The 19,184-nt window shown below is 73.4% G+C and carries 22 protein-coding genes; 7 read left to right on the top strand and 15 right to left on the bottom strand.

The window, feature by feature from the left end; translation table 11 throughout:
* The first annotated feature begins 3 nt into the window (after window positions 1-3).
* The 3 genes from ACTFAP_RS27505 to ACTFAP_RS27495 are packed head-to-tail and all read left to right on the top strand — an operon-like array spanning window position 4 to window position 2,620.
* Window positions 4-1,023 carry a Gfo/Idh/MocA family protein gene (locus ACTFAP_RS27505; RefSeq protein WP_495682817.1) on the top strand — a complete coding sequence of 340 codons (1,020 nt, stop codon included), beginning with the start codon at window positions 4-6 and terminating at the stop codon, window positions 1,021-1,023.
* On the top strand, window positions 1,020-1,670 hold the full coding sequence (locus ACTFAP_RS27500) for a bifunctional 4-hydroxy-2-oxoglutarate aldolase/2-dehydro-3-deoxy-phosphogluconate aldolase (RefSeq protein WP_495682816.1): 651 nt from the start codon (window positions 1,020-1,022) through the stop codon (window positions 1,668-1,670). The genes ACTFAP_RS27505 and ACTFAP_RS27500 overlap by 4 nt, the downstream gene beginning before the upstream one ends.
* Window positions 1,667-2,620, top strand: a complete 954-nt coding sequence (locus ACTFAP_RS27495; protein WP_495682815.1) for a PfkB family carbohydrate kinase — start codon at window positions 1,667-1,669, stop codon at window positions 2,618-2,620. The genes ACTFAP_RS27500 and ACTFAP_RS27495 overlap by 4 nt, the downstream gene beginning before the upstream one ends.
* Window positions 2,621-2,780: 160 nt before the next feature.
* Here the strand turns inward: ACTFAP_RS27495 and ACTFAP_RS27490 are convergent, their stop codons facing one another.
* From ACTFAP_RS27490 to ACTFAP_RS27440, 11 genes are all read right to left on the bottom strand, one after another.
* Window positions 2,781-4,118 (bottom strand): cytochrome P450, encoded by a 1,338-nt coding sequence (locus ACTFAP_RS27490; protein ID WP_500467710.1) that lies wholly within the window; start codon window positions 4,116-4,118, stop codon window positions 2,781-2,783.
* 158 nt (window positions 4,119-4,276) lie between these two features.
* Window positions 4,277-5,230 carry a PfkB family carbohydrate kinase gene (locus tag ACTFAP_RS27485; RefSeq protein ID WP_500467709.1) on the bottom strand — a complete coding sequence of 318 codons (954 nt, stop codon included), beginning with the start codon at window positions 5,228-5,230 and terminating at the stop codon, window positions 4,277-4,279.
* Entirely contained in the window at window positions 5,227-5,862 is a 636-nt protein-coding gene (locus tag ACTFAP_RS27480) for a bifunctional 4-hydroxy-2-oxoglutarate aldolase/2-dehydro-3-deoxy-phosphogluconate aldolase (RefSeq protein WP_500467708.1), read from the bottom strand. Before ACTFAP_RS27480 ends, ACTFAP_RS27485 begins: the two co-directional genes overlap by 4 nt.
* Before the next feature lie 101 nt (window positions 5,863-5,963).
* The gene (gene manD / locus ACTFAP_RS27475) at window positions 5,964-7,166 is read right to left on the bottom strand and encodes a D-mannonate dehydratase ManD (RefSeq protein ID WP_500467707.1); all 1,203 of its coding nucleotides are present in this window, start codon (window positions 7,164-7,166) and stop codon (window positions 5,964-5,966) included.
* Window positions 7,167-7,202: 36 nt separating this feature from the next.
* Window positions 7,203-8,036 (bottom strand): carbohydrate ABC transporter permease, encoded by an 834-nt coding sequence (locus tag ACTFAP_RS27470; RefSeq protein WP_390121131.1) that lies wholly within the window; start codon window positions 8,034-8,036, stop codon window positions 7,203-7,205.
* Window positions 8,033-8,983: a carbohydrate ABC transporter permease gene (locus ACTFAP_RS27465; RefSeq protein WP_436977626.1), complete on the bottom strand. Its 951-nt coding sequence runs from the start codon at window positions 8,981-8,983 to the stop codon at window positions 8,033-8,035. Before ACTFAP_RS27465 ends, ACTFAP_RS27470 begins: the two co-directional genes overlap by 4 nt.
* Window positions 8,983-10,305 (bottom strand): extracellular solute-binding protein, encoded by a 1,323-nt coding sequence (locus ACTFAP_RS27460; RefSeq protein ID WP_495682810.1) that lies wholly within the window; start codon window positions 10,303-10,305, stop codon window positions 8,983-8,985. The genes ACTFAP_RS27465 and ACTFAP_RS27460 overlap by 1 nt, the downstream gene beginning before the upstream one ends.
* Before the next feature lie 202 nt (window positions 10,306-10,507).
* On the bottom strand, window positions 10,508-11,293 hold the full coding sequence (locus ACTFAP_RS27455; protein ID WP_495682809.1) for an FCD domain-containing protein: 786 nt from the start codon (window positions 11,291-11,293) through the stop codon (window positions 10,508-10,510).
* Window positions 11,294-11,357: 64 nt separating this feature from the next.
* Entirely contained in the window at window positions 11,358-11,837 is a 480-nt protein-coding gene (locus ACTFAP_RS27450) for a DUF4231 domain-containing protein (RefSeq protein ID WP_500467706.1), read from the bottom strand.
* Between the two features lie 61 nt (window positions 11,838-11,898).
* The gene (locus ACTFAP_RS27445) at window positions 11,899-12,399 is read right to left on the bottom strand and encodes a DUF5709 domain-containing protein (protein ID WP_495682807.1); all 501 of its coding nucleotides are present in this window, start codon (window positions 12,397-12,399) and stop codon (window positions 11,899-11,901) included.
* A 55-nt stretch (window positions 12,400-12,454) separates the two neighbouring features.
* The gene (locus ACTFAP_RS27440; protein WP_495682806.1) at window positions 12,455-12,781 is read right to left on the bottom strand and encodes a plasmid stabilization protein; all 327 of its coding nucleotides are present in this window, start codon (window positions 12,779-12,781) and stop codon (window positions 12,455-12,457) included.
* Window positions 12,782-13,406: 625 nt separating this feature from the next.
* Here ACTFAP_RS27440 and ACTFAP_RS27435 point away from each other — a divergent pair.
* Window positions 13,407-13,847, top strand: coding sequence for a hypothetical protein (locus tag ACTFAP_RS27435; RefSeq protein ID WP_500467705.1), 441 nt, complete (start codon window positions 13,407-13,409; stop codon window positions 13,845-13,847).
* A 92-nt stretch (window positions 13,848-13,939) separates the two neighbouring features.
* Here the strand turns inward: ACTFAP_RS27435 and ACTFAP_RS27430 are convergent, their stop codons facing one another.
* A complete protein-coding gene (locus ACTFAP_RS27430; RefSeq protein ID WP_500467704.1) occupies window positions 13,940-14,557 on the bottom strand; it encodes a hypothetical protein in 618 nt (205 codons plus the stop codon).
* A 133-nt stretch (window positions 14,558-14,690) separates the two neighbouring features.
* Here ACTFAP_RS27430 and ACTFAP_RS27425 point away from each other — a divergent pair, with 133 nt between their 5' ends.
* A complete protein-coding gene (locus ACTFAP_RS27425) occupies window positions 14,691-15,275 on the top strand; it encodes a TetR/AcrR family transcriptional regulator (protein ID WP_500467703.1) in 585 nt (194 codons plus the stop codon).
* A 77-nt stretch (window positions 15,276-15,352) separates the two neighbouring features.
* On the opposite strand, the gene ACTFAP_RS27420 is transcribed toward ACTFAP_RS27425, so the two are convergent.
* Window positions 15,353-16,243, bottom strand: a complete 891-nt coding sequence (locus tag ACTFAP_RS27420; protein WP_500467702.1) for a helix-turn-helix domain-containing protein — start codon at window positions 16,241-16,243, stop codon at window positions 15,353-15,355.
* 130 nt (window positions 16,244-16,373) lie between these two features.
* Between ACTFAP_RS27420 and ACTFAP_RS27415 the strand changes: the two genes are divergently transcribed.
* Together ACTFAP_RS27415 and ACTFAP_RS27410 are read left to right on the top strand one after the other, a co-directional pair.
* Window positions 16,374-17,189: a phytanoyl-CoA dioxygenase family protein gene (locus ACTFAP_RS27415; protein ID WP_500467701.1), complete on the top strand. Its 816-nt coding sequence runs from the start codon at window positions 16,374-16,376 to the stop codon at window positions 17,187-17,189.
* Window positions 17,190-17,245: 56 nt separating this feature from the next.
* Entirely contained in the window at window positions 17,246-17,527 is a 282-nt protein-coding gene (locus ACTFAP_RS27410) for a hypothetical protein (protein ID WP_495685025.1), read from the top strand.
* 72 nt (window positions 17,528-17,599) lie between these two features.
* Here the strand turns inward: ACTFAP_RS27410 and ACTFAP_RS27405 are convergent, their stop codons facing one another.
* Both ACTFAP_RS27405 and ACTFAP_RS27400 read right to left on the bottom strand, forming a co-directional pair.
* The gene (locus ACTFAP_RS27405; protein WP_500467700.1) at window positions 17,600-18,091 is read right to left on the bottom strand and encodes a hypothetical protein; all 492 of its coding nucleotides are present in this window, start codon (window positions 18,089-18,091) and stop codon (window positions 17,600-17,602) included.
* A 137-nt stretch (window positions 18,092-18,228) separates the two neighbouring features.
* A complete protein-coding gene (locus ACTFAP_RS27400; protein WP_500467699.1) occupies window positions 18,229-19,110 on the bottom strand; it encodes a class I SAM-dependent methyltransferase in 882 nt (293 codons plus the stop codon).
* Window positions 19,111-19,184: the final 74 nt, after the last annotated feature.

The raw sequence follows: 19,184 nt of genomic DNA, 5'->3' as shown, positions 1-19,184 counted from the left end.
CCCATGACCATCCGTACCGCGATCATCGGCTTCGGCACCGGCGGACGCGTCTTCCACGCGCCGCTGCTCACCGCCGAGCCGCGCTTCACCGTCTCCGCGATCGTGACCACCGACCCGGGGCGGGTCGCCGCCGCGGCCGGCGCGTACCCGCGGGCCGACATCCTCTCCGGCCCGGACGAGGTGTTCGCCCGTGACGATCTCGACCTCATCGTGATCACGAGCCCCAACAGCACCCACGCCCCGCTGGCGCGGCGCGCCATCGCCGCCGGAATCCCGATCGTGATCGACAAGCCCCTGGGGATATCCAGCACGGAGGCGCACTCCCTCGTCGAGGAGGCCGAGGCGGCCGGAGTTCCGCTCACCGTCTTCCAGAACCGGCGCTGGGACGGTGACTTCCTCACCCTCCGCCGGGCCCTGGCAGCGGGGGACATCGGTGAGGTCCACCAGTTCGAGTCCGCCTTCGAGTGGTGGGCGCCCACTCTCACCCGGCGCTGGAAGGACATCGCGACCCCCGGGGAGGGGGGCGGCATCCTCTTCGATCTGGGTCCCCATCTCATCGACCAGGCGCTCCTGCTGTTCGGGGACGTCGTCGGCGTCCACGCCGAGCTGGACCGGCGCCGCCCCGGCGCCGCGGCCGACGACGACGCGTTCCTCGCGCTCACCCACGCGAGCGGCGTGCGCTCACGGCTCTGGATGAGCGCGACGGCCCCCGCCAACAGGCCCCGTTTCCGGGTGCTCGGCTCGCGCGGTGTCCTCACCTCGCACGGCCTCGACCCCCAGGAGCCGCAGTCGAAGGCCGGGCTGCGTCCGCTGGACCCGGGCTTCGGCGTCCACGCGGACGGCCGCACCGCGCTGCTCGCGACACCCGACGGCGAGCGCCCCACCCCGCTGCTGCCCGGCGAGCACCTGGCCTTCTACCGGGCCCTGGGCGACGCGCTCACCTCCGGAGCGCCGCTCCCGGTGGATCCCCGGGACTGCGTACGCGGGCTGGAGATCATCGAGGCAGCCAGGAGGCCCGCATGACGGCACGCCCCGCACTTCCGGACGCCGTGGTGCGCGGCGGCGTCGTCGCGGTGCTGCGCGCGGAGGACGCCGACCGGTATCTGCCGGTCTGCCGGGCCCTGGTCGCCGGGGGCGTCACCGCCCTCGAAGTCACCCTGACGACGCCGGGCACCCTCGACGCGCTGCCCGCGCTGCGCGCCGCGCTGCCCGAGGCACACATCGGGGTGGGCACGGTCCTGACGGAGCGCGACCTGCGGGCGTCCGTCGGCGCGGGGGCCGCGTTCCTGGTCACTCCGGTCGCCGACCCGGGCCTCGTCGAGGCCGCCGTCCGGGAAGGGACGCCCATCGTTCCTGGCGCGCTGACCCCCACCGAGGTGCACACGGTGTGGGCGGCGGGGGCCGCGGCGGTCAAGATCTTCCCGGCCGCGACCGTCGGCCCCGACTACCTGCGGCAGCTCTCCGGGCCCTTCCCCGGGCTGTCGACGATGCCCTCCGGAGGGGTCGGCCTCGACGACATCCCCGCGTGGATCCGGGCCGGAGCGGGCGCCGTCAGCCTGGGCGGGCCCCTCCTGGGGGACGCGCTGCGCGGCGGCGACACCGGCGCGCTGCGCGAGCGCGCCCGCCGCGCGATCGGGCAGGTGGCGGCGGCGAGGAGGTCCGCGCGGTGAGCGGACGTGTCGTCACCCTCGGCGAATCACTGGGGATGATCCGTACCGCGGGTCCGGACGGTTTCGAACGCGCGGCGTCCGCCCGGATCAGCACCGGTGGCGCGGAGGCGAACGTCGCGATCGGGCTCGCGCGGCTCGGCCACGACGTCGCGTGGCTGGGCCGGGTCGGCGACGACGAACTCGGGGCGCGCATCCGCCGCGAGCTGCGGGCCGAGGGCGTGGACACGCTGGCGATCACCGACCCGTCGGCCCCCACCGGGCTGATGCTCAAGGACGCCTCCGACCCCGGGCGCACCGTCGTGCGCTTCTACCGGGCGGCAAGCGCCGGGAGCCGCCTGTGCCCGCGGGACATCGACCGGCTCGGGGTCGCCGGGGCCGCCTGGCTCCACGTCACGGGGATCCCGCTCGCGCTGTCCGCCACGGCGGCGGACGCGATCCGCCACGCGGTCGGCATCGCGCGCGCCGCCGGCACCACCGTCTCCTTCGACATCAACCACCGCGCACGCCTGTGGGACTACCCGGCCGCCATCCCCCGCTACCGGGAGGTGATCTCCCTCGCGGACGTGGTCTTCGGCGGTGACGACGAACTGGGCGCCGTGGTGGGCCGTTCCGGCGGTCCCGGCGGTGCCGAGGCGCTCGCCCGCGCCGTACTCGCCCTCGGTCCGGGCGAGTCCGTGGTCAAGTGCGGTTCCCTGGGCGCCGGCGCCGCGACATCGGCGGGCTGGGAATGGCGCGACGCCGTACCCGTCACCGTCGCGGACACCGTCGGGGCGGGGGACGCGTTCGTCGCGGGCTACATCTCCGCGCGGCTGGAGGGCCGGGCCGTGGGCGACGCCCTCGGACGTGCCGTGCGCACCGGGGCCGCCGCCTGTCGCCACCCGGGCGATTGGGAGGGGGCGCTGCGCAGGGCGGACCTTGACCGGGTCGAGGGGGATCCCGTGGTCCGGTAGTCCGGTGGTCCGGTATCCCAACGCACGGGATCACCCGAGCGGTTCGCCGGGCCGGGCGCGCCGTCGGGGCGGGTACGCGCACCGGCGGCGCCCGGCAGGCCGGCCCGGTGTCAGGTGGCGGACGCGGGTCCCTCCACCGGCCGCGCCCTTCGCCGCTCCGTCACAACGCCCCCCTGCGGCGGAACCGGACGCGTCCTCCGCGCGCGGGGACCAGGGTGACCGCGGCCAGCCGTGCCGGTTCCGGCGGGCCGGCCGGTTCGGGCACGGCCCGGGCCAGCACCTCGGTGACCACGATCTCGGTCTCCAGCTGGGCCAGCGGTACCCCGATACAGCGCCGCAGGCCGCCGCCGAAGGGGGTGAGCGCGTACGGCGGAGGGTCGGCGCCGAGGTGGCGTTCGGGCCGGAAGGCGTGGGGCCGCGGCCACAGTTCGGGGTCGAGGTGCGTGATCGGGAACAGCGCCGCGACGAACGCGTGCCGCGGAACCGGGTGTCCGCCCAGGGAGGTGTCCTGGGCGGCGGTGCGCATGGCGTTGTAGACGGCGGGCCGGAGTCGGCCGGACTCCTTGATGACCGCCTTGAGCAACCGGTCCGAGCCCGCGTCGAGATCGGCCACCAGGTCATCCCGCGCGGTGCCGTGGTGGGCGAGGAGGTGGAGGGTCCAGGCGATGGTGGTCGCCGTGGTCTCGTAGCCGGCCAGGACCAGCCCGGTCAGCTCATCCAGCAGCCGCCGGTCGCCGGGGCCGGCGTCGTAACGGTCCAGCAGCGTGGACAGGACGTCGTCGCGGCTTTTGCGATCGGCCACCTCGCGGCGGGCGGCGATCTCCTCCCGAATCAACTCCCGTACGTGCGACAGGAGTCGTCCGAAACGGCCGCCCGGGGACAAGCGTCCCAGATCGCGGCGCAGCGGCGCGGGCAGGAAGAGGGTGGAGACGTTGCCGGTCCCGGCGAACGCCGTCAACGCGTCCCGGAATACCGCGACCCGTGCCGGATCCCGCAGGCCGAAGACGACCCGCAGCACCACCTCCAGGGTCAGCCGTTGTGCCCAGGGCCGTGTCGGGCGGTCTCCGCCGGTCAGCAGGCCCGGCAGCGCGGTGCGGACGACGTCGCGGACGCGGTCTTCCCAGCCGGCCAGTTGCTTTCCCTGGAAGGGGGGCAACAGCAGTCTGCGGTGCGGCAGATGGCGCGGCGGGGGTGTGCAGATCAGTGAGCCCTCCCCCAGCGCCGGTCGCAGCAGGGCGGTCGCCCGGCCGCCGACGAACCGCTCGTGGTCGGTGAGCACGGCACGGTTGGTCGCGGCGTCCGTGGCACACACCAGCGCCGCGCGGTAGGGGTGCACGCGTGCGGAGAAGACCGGCCCGAACCGCCGCCGCAGCGAGAGCCCGAATCCGCGCGGGTCGCGGAGCATGTGGGCGGTCTGTACGGCGCGTGGCGCGCGGGAGGCGGGGGGAAAGAGGCGCGGGTCCCACCGCGGCTCCTGACCGAACGCGTCGTCCAGCATGCTCCGCAGCCCTTCTCACCGGTCGCCGGTCGGCCTGTCCGTTCGCCGTCCGATCCGGTCCGCTCCTGTGGGACGGACGGTCAACTGTCTCACGGACAGCGCCATCTCGGCTGCGGAGTGTGAGAAATGGTGCCGGAACTCCGGCGCCGGCCGCGTCCTCAGGCCCGGACGGCGGGGGCGGCGGCCCGGGACTCCGTCAGGCTGGGGATGCGGCCCGTGCCGCCCCAGCCGGTGACCGACAGCGAGGCGGCGCCGATACCCAGGCTCACCGCCGTCGGCAGCGGGTCGCCCAGGGCCAGACGTGCGGCCGTCGTTCCGGTGAGGACATCGCCCGCGCCGGTGGCGTCGACGGCGTCGGCCACCGTCGGGACCGGCAGGGTGAGCGGCTCCCCCGCGCCCACGCCCGCGACGATCACCTGGTCGGCGCCCGAGGTGACCGCGGCGGCGCGCGCCCCGAGGGCGAGGACGGCCTCGGCGGCGGTGAGCGGATCCGCCGTGCCGAGCAGCGCCCGCGCGTCCGAGGGGCAGGATGGGGTGATGAGCGCGCAGTGCGGGGCCAGTTCGGCCAGGGCCGCCCGGGCCCGCTCCGGAGTCGTCAGCCGGGCACGGAAGTTGGGGTCGTACACCACGGCGGCGCCCCCCGCCGCCGCGATCCGGGCAGCGGCCAGGATGGCGTCCCGGCAGCTGTCCGACAGCGCGCTGCCGACGCCCGAGGCGACCAGGGCCCGGGTGCCGGCCAGCGCCGCGCGTTCGCGTTCGATGTCGGCGACGCCGAGCCCGGAGGCGGCGCTCGCGGTACGCCAGTAGGTGAACTCGCGTTCGCCGCTGAGGTCTCCGTGCAGCAGATAGGCACCGTTGCCGGCCGGGACGCGCCGGATCAGCGCGGTGTCCACCCCCAGAGCCCGGACCCGCTCGACGAGGGCGTCGCCGAGCTGGTCGTCGGCCACGGCGGTCAGGATGGCGGTGCGCGCGCCGGCGGCGGAGGCCGCCGCTGCGGCGTTCAGCACGTCACCGGAGAAGCCGAGCCGCAGCTGCGCCTGGTCGACGGGCGGGCCCTCGCAGTAGAACTCGACGAGGATCTCGCCGATCAGGACGACGTCGTAGTCGCTCACCGTGCTCCTCCGAACAGCCGGGCGAGGGCGGCCGGGTCCTCGGGCAGGCCCGAGCCGACGCCGACGGCCAGGGCGCCGGCCGCCAGATAGGCCGGGGCCTCCTCGATCGCTATGCCGCCGGTCGGGATGAGGGACGCCTGCGGCAGCACGGCCCGCAGCGAGGCGACGAACCGCGGTCCGCCGACGTGCGCGGGGAAGATCTTCGCCGGTCCGCGCCCGGCCGCGTCGGCGACCTCGGCCGGGGTGAAGCCGCCCTCGACGAACGCCGTTCCGGCCCGGGCCGCCACGGCCCGCACGGCCGGTGCCGGAAAGGGCGAGACCAGGAAGTCCGCGCCGGCGCCGATCGCCGCCGCCGCCTGCTCGGCGGTGGTCACCGTACCCACGCCCAGCAGCGGCGGAGCACCGCCCTCCCCCGCCGGCCGGCGGTGCCGGTCCCGGCACTCGGCCAGGGCGCGCTCCCAATCGGGGGTCGAGGTGGTCAGCTCGACGACGCGGCAGCCCGCGTCGACCAGGGCGGTCACCGCCGCCACGGCGGCGGGGACGTCCGGCGAGCGCAGCACCGGCAGGAGGCGCTGGGCACCCAGTGCGGCGAGCAGCGCGGACGGTGGCGTCGTTTCAGTTCCGTCGGGCACGACGGTCTCCTTGTCTTCTCGGGGCGGTCATCGGGCGGTCGTCGGCGCGACCGGGGGGCGCGCGCCGTCCCGGCCGTGCGGGAGCCGGGTGCCGGTGCCGTTCACCAGTCGTGGACGGAGCCGTCGGCCAGCCGGTTGACCGGCAGGTAGGCGGCCCGGTACGGATGGGCGGCCGCCAGCTCCTCGTCGAGTTCGACGCCGATGCCCGGCTCCTCTCCCGGGTGCAGGTGCCCGTCGGCGAAGGTGTAGGCGTGCCGGAACACCTGCTCGGTGAGCGCGGAGTGCCCCGAGTACTCCTGGATGCCGAAGTTGTGGATCGCCAGGTCGAGGTGGATCGCGGCGGCCATGCCGACCGGTGAGATGTCCTCGGGTCCGTGGATGGCGCTCTTGATCTGGTACTGCGCCGCGTAGTCGAACAGCTTCCTCAGCGGGGTGACGCCGCCGAAGTGCGTCACCGCGGAGCGCACGTAGTCGATGAGCTGTTCGTTCACCAGCGTCTGGTAGTCGAAGACGGTGTTGAACACCTCGCCGATCGCCAGCGGCGTCGTGGTGTGCCGGCGCACCAGCCGCAGCGCCTCCTGGTTCTCGGCCGGGGTGCAGTCCTCCAGCCAGAACAGGTCGTAGGGCTCCACCTCCTTGCCCAGCCGCGCCGCCTGGATCGGGGTGAGCCGGTGGTGCGCGTCGTGCAGCAGCGGCAGGTCGGGGCCGAACTCCGCGCGGACCGCCTCCAGGACGCGGGGCAGGTGCCGCAGGTAGGCGGGGGTGTCCCAGTCCTCGACCACCGGGCGCGGCAGCTGGTCGGAGACCGACAGGTCCGGGCGGACGCCGTAGACGTTCTTCAGCCCCGGCACTCCGGTCTGCACGCGGATCGCCTGGTAGCCCTGGGCCTGCCGGGCGCGGACGGAGTCCAGCAGTTCGGGGATGTCCCGGCCGCTGGCGTGCCCGTAGGCGCGTACCCGCTCCCGGCTTGCGCCGCCCAGCAGCTGGTAGAGCGGGAGCCCGGCGGCCTTGGCCTTGATGTCCCACAGCGCGACGTCGACGGCGGCGATCGCGGCCATCGTCACCGGCCCGCGGCGCCAGTACGCGCCCCGGTACAGGTACTGCCAGGTGTCCTCGATCCGGTGCGGGTCCGTGCCGATCAGCAGCGGCACCACATGGTCGGTGAGGTAGCTGGCCACCGAGAGTTCGCGCCCGTTGAGGGTGGCGTCTCCGAGACCGGTGAGGCCTTCGTCGGTCGTGATGCGCAGCGTCACGAAGTTGCGGCCCGGGCTGGTGACGACGACCTTCGCGTCGACGATCTTCATGAAGTGGTCTTCCTGGGGTGTGTGGGGTGTGGCTGGTCAGCCCTTGGTGGCGCCGGCGGTGAGGCCGGCCACGAGGTATTTCTGTCCGATGAGGGCGGCGATGACGACCGGGACGGTCATCAAGGTGGCCACGGCCATCAGGCCGCCCCAGTCGGTGCTGGCGTAGGAGATGAAGTTGAACAGGGTGACCGGCGCCGTCTGGGTGGTCTCGTCGGCGAAGATCAGCGCGAACATGAAGTTGTTCCAGCTGGAGACGAACGCGAGCAGCGAGGCCGTCGCGGTGCCGGGCGCGGCCAGCGGCAGCGCGATGCGCCAGAACGCGCCGAAGGCCGTGAGCCCGTCGGTCCGGGCGGCCTCCTCCAGCTCCACCGGAAGGCCCTCGAAGAAGCCGATCATGATCCACAGGATCAGCGGGACCGAGACGAACATGTGGCTGAGGATCAGGACGGTGTAGCTGCCGACCAGCCCGGCCTGGGCGAACAGGTAGTACCAGGGCACCAGCAGGGAGACGGCCGGGACGATGCGGGCGACCAGGACCAGCGAGCCGGTGCGGTGCATCCGGAACCGGCCGACGGCCCAGGCGGCCGGTACCGCGATCAGTGCGGACAGCGCGGTGGAGACGCCGCCCACGATCAGCGAGTTGCGCAGCGAGCGCAGGATCTCGCCGTCCTCCAGGACGTTGCGGAAGTTCTCGAAGGTCGGCGAGAAGATCAGCCCGACGCCGGGGTCGGTGACCTGCACATTGGTCTTGAAGGCGGCGGCGAACATCCACACGATGGGCAGGGCGAAGATCAGCGAGACGGCGATGACCGCGATGCCCCGCAGCAGGCCCAGACGGCTGCGGACCGCGCCGGCGGAGTGGGTACTCATGCTTCCTTCTTTCCGGCGCGGCGGCGCAGGAGGACCACGACGCCGATGATGAAGAGCGTGAAGAGCACCAGCACCGCCGAGGCGAGCCCGTACTCCTGGTAGTCGAAGGTGAGGCCGTAGGCGTAGACGTTGAGGGTCTCGGCCTCGAAGTCCGAGCCGCCGCCGGGGCCCTTGGTGGCGTAGAGGATGTCGAACGTCTTCAGCGCGTCCACGGAGCGCAGGACGAGCGCGGTCATCAGCGTCGGCAGGAGCATCGGCAGCACGACGTGCCGGAACCGCTGCCAGGCGTCCGCGCCGTCGACCTTCGCCGCTTCCTCGGGCTCCTCGGGCAGGGTGGACAGGCCGGCGAGCAGCAGCAGGGTCATCATCGGCGTCCACTGCCACACGTCGATGAACATGAGGGTGGGCAGGGACTGGCTGACCGAGCCGAGGAACTCCTGGGGCGGCAGGCCGATGGATTCCAGCAGGTGGTTGGCGATGCCGTTGGTCGGGTCGAGGATCAGCAGCCACAGGATGCCGATGGCGACCGGGGTGGTGAGCAGCGGGATGATGAGGATGGTGCGCACCCACCGCATGCCGCGGAACGCCTTGCGCATCAGCATGGCCAGTGCCAGGCCGAGCACGGTCTCGATCAGCACGGCGCCGACGGTGAAGATGACGGTGCGCTGGGCGGCGGGCCAGAAGCGGCGGGAGTCGGCGAGCGCGTCCTGGAAGTTCTGCAGGCCGATCCAGCTCTTGTCGGCGTTGACGGCGCCGAAGGCGTCGGTGAAGCCGAGGTTGAGCGTGAACAGCAGCGGAAAGACGATCATCAGTCCGACGAAGCCGAGCGCCGGGGCCAGCATCGCCCACTTGAGGCGGCGGTTGGCCTGCTCGAACGTGCGCGGGGGCCGGGAGCCGGGCGGGCGCCGGGCGGCGGTGGGCCGGGGCCGGGTCTGGGTGGTGGACATCAGGGCTCCCGGTGGCGGTTGTCGCGGACGAGGAAGTCGTCGAACTCGGCGTTCGCGTCGCGGGCGACTCCGGGCACGGACTTGCCGAGGATTCCGGCCACCAGCGGCTGGCCGACGATGTCCCGGGCGCGGCCGACCTGCAGCACCTCGGGGCGGTCGTGGCCGATCCCGTTCTCGGCGTTGATCCGCATCGCCTCGGCGAGGTCGGCGGGGAAGGAGGTGAGCGTCCGCGCGTCGGACCAGGCGGAGCTGCGGGCGCCGGGGATCCCGTCGGCCTGGAGGGAGGCGACCATCTCGGGGCTGGAGGCCCAGCGGATGAACTCCCAGGCGTCGTCCCGCAGCAGGGAGAACTCGTTGACGGCCAGGCTCCAGGAGGGGATGTTGTGCGGCCGGGAGCCCGCCGGGCCGGCCGGGAACGGGGCGAAGCCGACGGTGTCCTGGACGGTGGAGATCTTCGGGTCGAGGAAGTTGGTGTAGATGGCGTCCGCGTCGATGTAGAAGGCGGCCTTGCCCTGGGCGAAGATCGGCATGGCCTGTTCCAGGCTCATGTTGGTGGCTCCGGGCGGCCCGGTCCGTTCCAGCAGCCCGCCGTACAGCTCGTAGGCGGCGATGGCCTGCGGTGTGGCGATGGCGGAGCGGCCGTCGACGGTGAAGTCGCCGCCGTAGGAGTACAGGAAGCTGGACCACTGGCTGACGGCGCCGCTGCGCTGTCCCCGTCCGACGTAGCCGAAGAGGCCCTTGCCCCGGTCGGCCAGTTCGAGCGACATCTCCAGCAGGTCGTCCAGGGTGCCGGGTGGCCCGCCGAACCGCTCCACTAGGTCCTTGCGGTAGTACAGGGCGGGGCGCTCCGTCACCACCGGGACGCTCAGCACCCGGCCGTCGGTGACCGAGCGTTCGCGCGGGGCGTCCTGGAAATCGGACCAGTCGTACGCCGCGTCGCCCGTGGCGCGGTCGGTGAGGTCGGTCAGCCAGCCGTTGTGCGCGAACAGCAGCTGTTCCTGGAGCGCGCGGACCATCATGACGTCGACGTCCGTGGCGGAGGCGTTGAGTTTCACGTTGTAACTGCTGGCGAGCTGGTCGGCGGTGAGCATCGTGATCGACACCCGGCGCCCGATCCGCTCCTCCAGCTCGGCGACCCGGCCGCTGATCGCCTGCGACCAGACGTGGTTGATGGCCATGACGCGCAGCGGCGCGTTGGGCGACGCGGAGCCGCCCCGGGCCGAACAGGAGCTGAGCGCCGCCCCGCCCGCGACCGCCGCGGCGGCGACGGCGGCGAGCTTCCCGAAGGAGCGCCGGCTGACCGGCTGGCTGCTCGTGGACATCCTCGTCCTCGACTCTCTTTGCGTACTATGTCTCGTCCCGTATGTGGTCCAACTGGTAGGACCAGTTGGACCGTAACAGGCCGACGGCCCCCTGACCAGCCCTGGAGCACCGCATCACGCTCCGCTGACCGGCCCTCCGCTGTCCGTCGCCGGGCAACCGGGGAACGGCCGGACGGCACGCGCACGGGGTCCCGCGTCGGAGCTAGGGGGCGTCCCGGGACTGCCGCATGAGTGTCTCGATGTGCTGGCGCGCCATGACGTCCAGGCTGACATCGAGGTCCGCGCCGTAGGTGCGCAGCCCCAGCGTGAGGTGCTCCCGCATCCGCGACCGGGCCAGCTCGACGTCCCCGGCCTCGATCGCCTCGAAGATCTCGGGGTGGTGCGGCACACCGGGCTCCCCGATCGACGGATCGGAGTTCGAGCGCAGCATCATCTCGAACATCATCCCGCCGATCGACGACAGCATGATGCGCAGGACGGGGTTGCCGCTGGCGGCCGCGATCGCGTCGTGGAAGTCGAGGTCGGCCCGCGCCTTGTGCACGACGTCGGTCGCCCGCAGCAGCTTCTCGTTGGCCCGGCGCATCGCGTCCAGGTCGGCCGCGGTGGCCCGCTCCACGGCGAGACCCACGATCTCGACCTCCAGCGGGATGCGCGCCTCGATGAGGTGCCGCGCGGTGGGGCGGCCCGCCCGGTACAGGGCGTCGTAGCTGCTGGCCTGCCCGGCGTTCTGCTCACTGACGAACGAGCCCCGGCCCGGCGCCACCTCGATCAGATGCTGCGCCTCAAGACGCCGCAGCGCCTCGCGCACCACGTTGCGGCTGGCGGCGAACTGCTCGGCGAGTTCGCGCTCCGACGGCAGTTTCACCCCGGCGGCGATCTCCCCGGACCGGATCTCGTGCTCAAGCTGCCGTGCGATGCGCTCGGTCAGCAGCCCTCGCTGGGACGAGGGCGCGGCACGACCCGATGGTGAGGAAGGCGGGGCGGGCATGGTCAGGAGCTTAACAGCAGACCGGGACGGCGCTCCGCGCCCCGAAGACCCGCAACACCCCACGTCACGGGGCTTGGTCCGGGGCCCGGAGCGCGGGCGGTGCCGCGCGGTGGGCGCCGGCCCAGCCCTGGAGTTCGGCGGTCGCCACCGTCTCGACCTGTTCCAGCAGCAGCCGGCGGGCGGCCTCGTCCCGTTCCGCCTCCGGGAGCAGCCGGTAGCGCTGGGTGGCCAGCCGCAGCCTGGTCCACGCCTCGGCGGCCAGGACGTAGCGCTCCAGGTCGTTGAAGAGCTGGCGGAAGCCGCCGATGAAGAGCGTCAGCCCGGCGAGGGTGGCGGTGACCGCCGCCGGCGCCTGCACACCCGCCGCGACCACGGTGGCGGCGCCGGTGACCAGGGCGCTCAGCTCGGTGCCGCGGTGCCGGACGCGGGCCCGGTCCCGTACCCGCGCGTACCAGTCCAGCTCGTTCAGGGCGTACTCCAGTACGGGGTCCTCGCCCGCCCCCGGCCCCAGGGGCGCGAGGGGTGTTCCTCTGCGTATCAGCACCCCACCATGCTGCCCGACGCCGGTCCGCCGCAGGGCAGTTGCGCTCGTCCTCGGCAGCCGGTCAGATGTCCGGCTCGGCCTCGTCCCGCGCCTCCTCCTCCGAGCCGCCGACGGATTCGTGCGTGATGTGCACGGACGCCTCCTCCGCCGAGGCCGCGCCGCCGTCGATCCCGACGTCCTCGCCGAAGACATCGGTCTGCCGCCCGGTGGTGTCGTCCACCGCCACGAGCCGGCCGGCGCGCTCCTCACCGCGGATCTCCTCCCGGGGCTCCCCCTCGCCCTGCGGAACGTCACCGATGCCGTTGTCGTCGCCCGGCGTCACCTCGGGCCTCTCGCGGGCGAGCCGCCGGTCCAGGGACTCCCCCTCGTGCTCCTCCTCGTCCGTGGTCCCGAACGCGTCGACCGCCAGGGGCCGTTCGGGAGGGGAGTATCCCTCGGCCATCTGGTCGTCGAGGTCCCGCTCATCGAGGGTGTTCTCCATGTCGGGCTGCTCGTTCGGCGGCAACCGGCCGTCGTCCTCCGGCGGCTGATACACGTCGTCACCGCGTGACTTGTCAGCCATGGGATGCTCCTTCGCGTCGGCTCGGTGTCCGGCCCCCGCCCGCACGGGTGGAGGGTCAGCGGCCCAGGGCCTTGCGCAGTTCCGCTTTGTTCATGGTCGAGCGGCCGTCGATGTTCTTCTTGCGGGCCTCGGCGTAGAGCTGATCCCTGGTCGGCCCCTGCGCCCCCTCGTGCGACCGCTCTCCCCCGCGCCGGTAGGCGGACTTGGGGTCACGTGTGGACGTCTTGCTCGCCGTCCTCGTCTCACCGGCCCGGGCGCGCTGTTTGTTGACGGTCCGGGCGGCGATCTCCTCGGCACGCCCTTCGGAGGCGCCGCGCTTCCGCTGGCCCTTCCTGATGTGCTCGTACTGACGTTCCTCTTTCGCGTTCGAACCGGCTGGCACCGCGTCGCTCCTCTCACCGCTCCGGGCAGCGGCCCCCACGGGCCGCCGTTGCGCCGCGCCGGGTAACCCGTGAGCGGTGTCCGAAACCTCCGCGGCCCAGGGGGACGGGGCGCCCGGGGGACGGGGCGCCACGCGATGGCTCGTGCTGGGCGGCCTGTTCCTGTGCCGCCGGGTCGGCCTTCGGCCTGGCGGCGCGCCGAGCCGGGTCGGCGGCCCCCGGCCCGGCCCCGGTCGGGGAACGTCCACGGGCGGTGTGAACCGGGACGGCGGTGCGGCCCCGTCCGGCCGGACCAGGTCCCGGTCGGGCCCGCTGCAAGATCGACGGGCGGGGAGCGTAACGCCTGCGTACGGTGGCGGCGGTCTCGGCGTGATGGTCTTCGGCGCCGGGGCGGCGAGAGTGGGCACTGCCGACATGGCCGGCCATCAGTCCGCCCCCGGGCGGTGGCCCACCACCTGGTGTGGCTTGCCGACGTACTCCGTGCGATCGGACGGGAAACAGCCTGTTAGCAGACCTGCCTCCCGGCGTGACACGGTCACCGACCGGCCCGTGCCGGGTCGGCTCTCGTACCCTCTGATCACCTGTGGCGGCGCGACGCAGCCGTCCCCTCACTCGGAGGTGCGCGGTATGGGGCTGGTCCTGCGGTTGTGGGGCGCCGGTGAGATGCCGTACGGGGACGCGCTGTACCGGCCCGACGACACCGGCCTGGCCGTCCGGGTGGAGGGGCCCGGGGCGTACCACCCGGATGCCGGTCGGCCGATCCCCTTCCGGCTGGGCGGCCCGGTCGACGTCGCCCGGATCGTCGAGGAGGAGGGGACGACCGAGGCGGACCCCTGTTTCGAGAGCCCGCTGCCGGACGGATCGGGGTGGCTGTCCGGCGGCGGCAGCGGGATGGGCAACGTCGGTTACCTCGCTCGTCTCGACGCCGACCGCTCGTTGCGGTGGGTGGCCGTGATGTGGAGTTCGAACCCGTTCATCGAGGTGCGCTTCGACGGCATGACCGCCGTGTGTGTCAACGACTGGCGGAACCTGCTCCCCCTCGACCTCACGCGACCCGCCCTCAGCTGACGGGCTGCCCGGGCGGGAACCGCACGCGCGGCCCGGCCCGCGGTCTTCGTGAGGATGCGAGCCGTGCCACCTGCGGTGCCGGAAGGCGCGGGTCACGCCGTCGTACGGGCGCGCCCCAGACGGAGGGCGGAAACGAGGAAGAAGACGCCGCCGAGGAAGGCGTAGCCGGCCAGGCTGGTCAGGGAAGCGCTGTCCTGGCCCGCCTGGAGGATGAACGAGGTGCCCGCGAGGGTGGAGATTCCCCCGCTGGCGATCATGGCCCACTGCCCGCCCATCCCGCGGCGGACGGCGCCCACGATGAGCTGGACGAGGCCCGCGGTGATCGCCCAGGCCCCCCAGACCCGCAGGACGGCGGGGATGCCGGAGGTGGCGGCGACGGCGAGGCCGGCCGTGGTGACGGCGCTGAGCCCGACGTTCACGTAGAGGGCCCGCAGGGGTTGGCCGTTCGCGCGGGCCGACCTGATGTCGACGACGGCGCACGCGACGTCGAACAGGGGGTAGATCACCAGCAGGGTGGCGGTGAGGGCGCCGAGTGTGTCGGCGGTCGCGAACAGCAGCGCGGCCCACGCGGCGGCGAACGCGAACCGCAGGAAGTACAGCTTGCGCAGGGCCGTGGAAACGCCGGTGGTCGCGGCGGTCGCGGTGCTGGCGGAGGTGTCCGTGGACGGGCGGTCCAGCGGGAGCGGGTGGGTGTCGGTCGCCTGAGTCATCGGGGGTTCCTGTCCCTGTCTGCGGAGAAATGAGCGCTGAGGGAGAACGTTCGGTCTCGCGCCATCCAAGAGGGCGCCGGCGACTTCTGTCAAGACCGAACGTTCTCCCTCAGCGATGGGATAGTGTGGCCGCATGAGGGAGGGCACAGGAGGCGGCAGCACGTCGGCGGCGCGGGCCCGGCTGCTCGGCACGGCGACCAGGATCTTCTACGCCGAGGGGATCCACGCCGTCGGCGTCGACCGGATCATCGCGGAAGCCCAGGTCACGCGCGCCACGCTCTACCGGCACTTCGCCGGCAAGGAAGAACTCGTCCTCGCCTACCTCGACCTGGCCGACCGGGGCATCCGGGCAGAGGTGGAGACCGCCCGGACGGGCGAGCCGTCACCGGCCGACGCGGTCCGCGCGGTGTGCCGGTCCATCACCGACGGCATCCAGGGCCCGGCGTTCCGCGGCTGCGCGTTCCTCAACGCGGTGGCCGAGTATCCCGACCCCGCCCACCCCATCCATCAGGCGGTTCTGGCGCATCGCCAGTGGTTCCTGGACACCGTCACGGGCCTGCTGGCACAGGTCGGTGACGCACCCGCCGAGGAGGACGGCCGGCATCTGGTCATGCTCCGGGACGGTGCCATGGCCGCCGGCTGCCTCTTCGACACGAAGCTGCTCTGCGAGACCTTCCTGCGGGGCGTCGAGGGCATTCTGCGGGCGCGCGGCGCCTGATCCGTCGCCGTCGCCCCCGGGGACGCGCCGATGTGGGGCACCAGCGGCCCCTCCCCCGGTGCTCGTGGCCGCGTTCGTCAAGGAGTCCGGCCGCACTCCGGGCCGCTGGGCGCGGCAGGAGCGGGAGGCGCCGCCCGCCCGGGTGCGCTGAGGCCGGCGCGGGCGGTGCTCCGGGCGGCGGGCGTGCGGGGGCTGGACCGTCCGGCCCGGATGTCGCGCGGCCCGGCGCCGAGTTCGCGGCGGCAGGCCTTGTTGAACGCCTGGAGGTCCGGGATGCCGACGGAGGGCGCGACGGCGGAGATCGACATCGTGGTGGCTTGCAGGAAGTGACGGGCGCGTGCCATGCGGCGGGCGCGGATGTAGCCGACGACCGTCGTGCCGGTGGCGGCGCGGAACAAACGGGTCAGGTGGTTGTGCGAGACACCCACCGCCCGCGCGATCGCGGGCACCGCCAACGGGCCGGCCAGCCCTGCCTCGATCAGCCGCACCGCCGCGCTCACCGCCGGGTGGGCGGAGCGCGGGGCCCCGTCCCGGGGCGGAACCAGCTCGGCCACCCGCCACAGCGCGGACCACACTTCCGCCGCCGCCCGCTGCGGAGTGTCCGGCCAGGCGGCCACGGCCTGGCGCAGTTGTGCCGTGAGGGCCGCGAGTTCGGCCCCCGTGTCCTGGATCACCGGCACCTCCCGGGGCGCGCCGGCGGTGCCCAGCCGGAGGTGCGCGTACAGGTGCTCGGAGCGGCCCCGGTAGCGGTACCGGACCTGCGTCCCCGGCGGCACCAGACTCACCCGTCCGGGCCGGATCACGTGCGCCGTACCGTTGACGGTCAGGTCCGCCGCGTAGCCGTACAGATGGAGCTGCCACAGATCCGGCAGCAGGAACTCGTCCACCCGGCCGGCCGGGCCGTGCACCCCGATGCCGACGGCGGCGAGAGCCGGAGGCTCGGCGAGATGGGCGAAGGCCGTACGCATGGCACCGATTCCAGCACGCGATCCCCCAACCGGCCAGGTCGCGACCGTGCTCGGTCAGTGGTGAGAATGGACCAGCGGAGGGTGAACGCGGCCCACGCGGGGCGGGCCCCTCGCGCCTAGCGTGGCCGTCATGGGGAACAGAGAGGGACTGCTCAGCTCGGTCCAGATGGCGCGCTTCGTCGCGCGCGGATCACTGCGGCTCGACGCCGTGGTTCCACCGGAGATGAACACCGAGGGACTGGCGGCGCTGGCCGCCGACATACCCCCGGTGCCCTACGGCACGCCGCTGTCCACCGCCTACGCCGCCGACTCCTTCGCCCGCAAGCTGCTGGAACTGCCCCTGATCGCCGGGGCCCTGCACAGCCTGGTGGGGCCGGAGCCCACGGTGGACCACCACTTCGTCCACATCCGCGAGCCGCACGGCGGGCAGGCCCAGCCCCTGCACGGAGACGCCATCATCGACGTCCGTCCCGACGCCTTCGACGTGCAGTTGATGTACTTCCCGCAGGCCGTGTCGCTGGAGATGGGCGGCACGCTCAGCGTGCCGGGCAGTCATCTGCGCCGGATCAACGAGTCCGACACCGGCCGCTACCAGAACCTGCGCGGGCAGGACCGGCTCGTCTGCCCGGCCGGCACGGTGGTGTTTCTGCACCACGGCCTGTGGCACGGCGGCCGGCGCAACGACAGTGACACGGCGCGCTACATGTTCAAGATCCGCTTCAACCCGACCGTACGGCAGCGGCGGCTGTGGGACACCTCGGACCTGGACGATCCGCGGGTGGCCACCGAACTGGACGCCGTCTTCCCCTGGTACGAACCGGCGACCGGCCGTCTGGAGCGGTACAACCGCATCCTGCTGTGGCGCGCGTTGACGGGCGACGACGGGTTCGATCTCGACCACTGGGTGACCAGGGTCTCCAACCGCCCCCGGAGGGAGTCGGCATGACACAGGAAACGACCCGGGAGGCCGATACGGCCACGTCGGCCGCATCGGCCGCGGGACTGCGGCAGAAGGTTCTCGTGCTCTATCTGGCCACCTCGGCCCTGGACTCGGACGTCATCGGCTGGTCGCTGTACGACGGCACCGGCCGGACGTCGCCGACCACCGGCGACAGCGACGAGCCACCGTACGGGACGGGGCTGGCGGCCCTGCGGGACGGCTGGCGGCTGATCCAGGCGGCGCAGTTGATCCCGCCGTACCCGGGGCACGAGTACGACGTCTCTTTCCTCAAGCACGAGTTCTTCTTCGAGCGGATCGTGGACATCGGGGCGCGGACTCCCTGAGCCCGGGGCGGACGGAACGCCGGTGCGGGTACGCGCGGTTCCGGGAGGAGCCGCGCGCACCCGCGCCCCGTCTCACTCCTCCCGGCCGGCGGGAACGAAGTGCGCGTACTCCTCGATGCGGGTGATCAGTCCGGCGTCGTCGAACCCGAAGTGGACGGCGGCGTGCACCTGACCGTGCGCGCCGTCCGTGGTGGCGACGTGCACGAGGTGCTGCTGGAGGACCTCGCCGGGCGCGGAGAGCTGGCGGGTGATCTCGTAGCGCATCGACGCGATGGAGCCGATGCGGCGCCGCATCCCCTCGACGTTCTCCTCGATGGTCTCCTCGCCCTTCCCGTCGTGGTGCCAGACGGTGGCGGTCGCCGTCACGGTCAGCGCTCCGCTCCCGCCGGTACGCCACGTGCCGGGCACGCCCGGGAGCGTGTGGGGGGCGTGGCCGGTGATGCCGGCGTTGGCGACGACCTGGGCCTTGCCGTGGGTTCCGGCGATCTCCTCCCAGCGCTCCCGGCGCCAGACGCCGTGGTCGGCGGGTGTGCTCCGGCCGGAGCGGATCGGGGGTTCGGCCATGGGGATGCTCCTTCGGTGGTGGTGCCGTGCGTCATCGCGGGGTGGCGGGTCACGGTGGCGTGGGTGCGGCTGCGGGTTCGGGGGTACGTGCCCGCGCGCAGGTGTGGCTCTCGGCGCGCGTGGCCCGGGCGCCGGGTTCAGGGACGGCGGGCGGCCCAGATCGTCCGTTCGGTGCGCAGCGCCAGGTCCGCGCGCCGGAGAATGCTCTGCGGGCCGGTGAGGTCGAGCAGCCGGTCGAGCGCGTCGAGGTCCTCGGCGCCGAGCGTTCCGGCGACGGTGGCGCGCACGCGCCGCAGCGCGGCGAGGGCGTAACGGCCGATCGCGTCGCCGGGGGCGGCCGGGACATCGAGGGCGATCGTGCGGGTGTCCTCGACGGTGAACCCGGCGGTGGTGAGCAGCGGCCCCCAGTCGGCGCCGCGGTGTGGCACCCGCTCGGCGTGGAGTCCGTCGGCGAGGGCGTGGAGGCGCTCCTCCAGGCCGGGGCGGTCCGCGGGCGCGTCCACGGGCAGGAAACGCGGGAAGCCGGCCGGCTCGACGACGGCGAGCAGGCCGCCGGGGGCGAGCGTCCGGTGAACGGTGCGCAGGACGGCGTCCGGATGGGCCAAGTGGTGCAGGGAGGCCGAAGCCCACACCAGGTCGGGGGTGCCGAGGTCCGGCGGGTCGGGGGCGTCGAGGTCGGCCCGTACGGTGCGGACGCGCCCGCCGGTTCCGAGGGCGTCCGCCCGCTCGCGCAGCTGCTGGAGATGGCCGGCCGACGCGTCGACGGCGGTCACCCGCGCCCCGGGGAAGCGGTCCAGGAGCGCGAAAGTGCCGGCTCCGGTGCCGCAGCCCAGATCCACGATCCGGTCCGGGGCGGACGTCAGCGGGAGCCGGGCGATCACCGAGGCGGTGTGCCCGGACAGCACCTCGGCGTCGAGGTCGAGGATCTCCGCCTGGCCGTCGTTGCCATCGGTGCCGTGGTGGGCGTGGTGGGCGTGGTGCTCGGCGCCGTGGGAAGGATGCGGGTGTGTTGGGGTCATGGCACCCACGCTAGGGGCGCCATGCGCGGTCAGCACGAACGCTTGCGTATAACGCAAGATCCGGGGCGGGATCG

It is taken from the genome of Streptomyces sp. PH9007 (assembly GCF_059813725.1).
This window is presented reverse-complemented; position numbering and strand designations above follow the sequence as displayed.

Excerpts from the sequence above, each read along its gene's own strand:
- ACTFAP_RS27505 (WP_495682817.1), top strand. The coding sequence starts at position 4 with ATGACCATCCGTACCGCGATCATCGGCTTCGGCACCGGCGGACGCGTC.
- ACTFAP_RS27500 (WP_495682816.1), top strand. The coding sequence starts at position 1,020 with ATGACGGCACGCCCCGCACTTCCGGACGCCGTGGTGCGCGGCGGCGTC.
- ACTFAP_RS27490 (WP_500467710.1), bottom strand. The coding sequence starts at position 4,118 with ATGCTGGACGACGCGTTCGGTCAGGAGCCGCGGTGGGACCCGCGCCTC.
- manD (WP_500467707.1), bottom strand. The coding sequence starts at position 7,166 with ATGAAGATCGTCGACGCGAAGGTCGTCGTCACCAGCCCGGGCCGCAAC.
- ACTFAP_RS27470 (WP_390121131.1), bottom strand. The coding sequence starts at position 8,036 with ATGAGTACCCACTCCGCCGGCGCGGTCCGCAGCCGTCTGGGCCTGCTG.
- ACTFAP_RS27465 (WP_436977626.1), bottom strand. The coding sequence starts at position 8,983 with ATGTCCACCACCCAGACCCGGCCCCGGCCCACCGCCGCCCGGCGCCCG.
- ACTFAP_RS27460 (WP_495682810.1), bottom strand. The coding sequence starts at position 10,305 with ATGTCCACGAGCAGCCAGCCGGTCAGCCGGCGCTCCTTCGGGAAGCTC.
- ACTFAP_RS27455 (WP_495682809.1), bottom strand. The coding sequence starts at position 11,293 with ATGCCCGCCCCGCCTTCCTCACCATCGGGTCGTGCCGCGCCCTCGTCC.
- ACTFAP_RS27445 (WP_495682807.1), bottom strand. The coding sequence starts at position 12,399 with ATGGCTGACAAGTCACGCGGTGACGACGTGTATCAGCCGCCGGAGGAC.
- ACTFAP_RS27435 (WP_500467705.1), top strand. The coding sequence starts at position 13,407 with ATGGGGCTGGTCCTGCGGTTGTGGGGCGCCGGTGAGATGCCGTACGGG.
- ACTFAP_RS27430 (WP_500467704.1), bottom strand. The coding sequence starts at position 14,557 with ATGACTCAGGCGACCGACACCCACCCGCTCCCGCTGGACCGCCCGTCC.
- ACTFAP_RS27425 (WP_500467703.1), top strand. The coding sequence starts at position 14,691 with ATGAGGGAGGGCACAGGAGGCGGCAGCACGTCGGCGGCGCGGGCCCGG.
- ACTFAP_RS27420 (WP_500467702.1), bottom strand. The coding sequence starts at position 16,243 with ATGCGTACGGCCTTCGCCCATCTCGCCGAGCCTCCGGCTCTCGCCGCC.
- ACTFAP_RS27415 (WP_500467701.1), top strand. The coding sequence starts at position 16,374 with ATGGGGAACAGAGAGGGACTGCTCAGCTCGGTCCAGATGGCGCGCTTC.
- ACTFAP_RS27405 (WP_500467700.1), bottom strand. The coding sequence starts at position 18,091 with ATGGCCGAACCCCCGATCCGCTCCGGCCGGAGCACACCCGCCGACCAC.
- ACTFAP_RS27400 (WP_500467699.1), bottom strand. The coding sequence starts at position 19,110 with ATGACCCCAACACACCCGCATCCTTCCCACGGCGCCGAGCACCACGCC.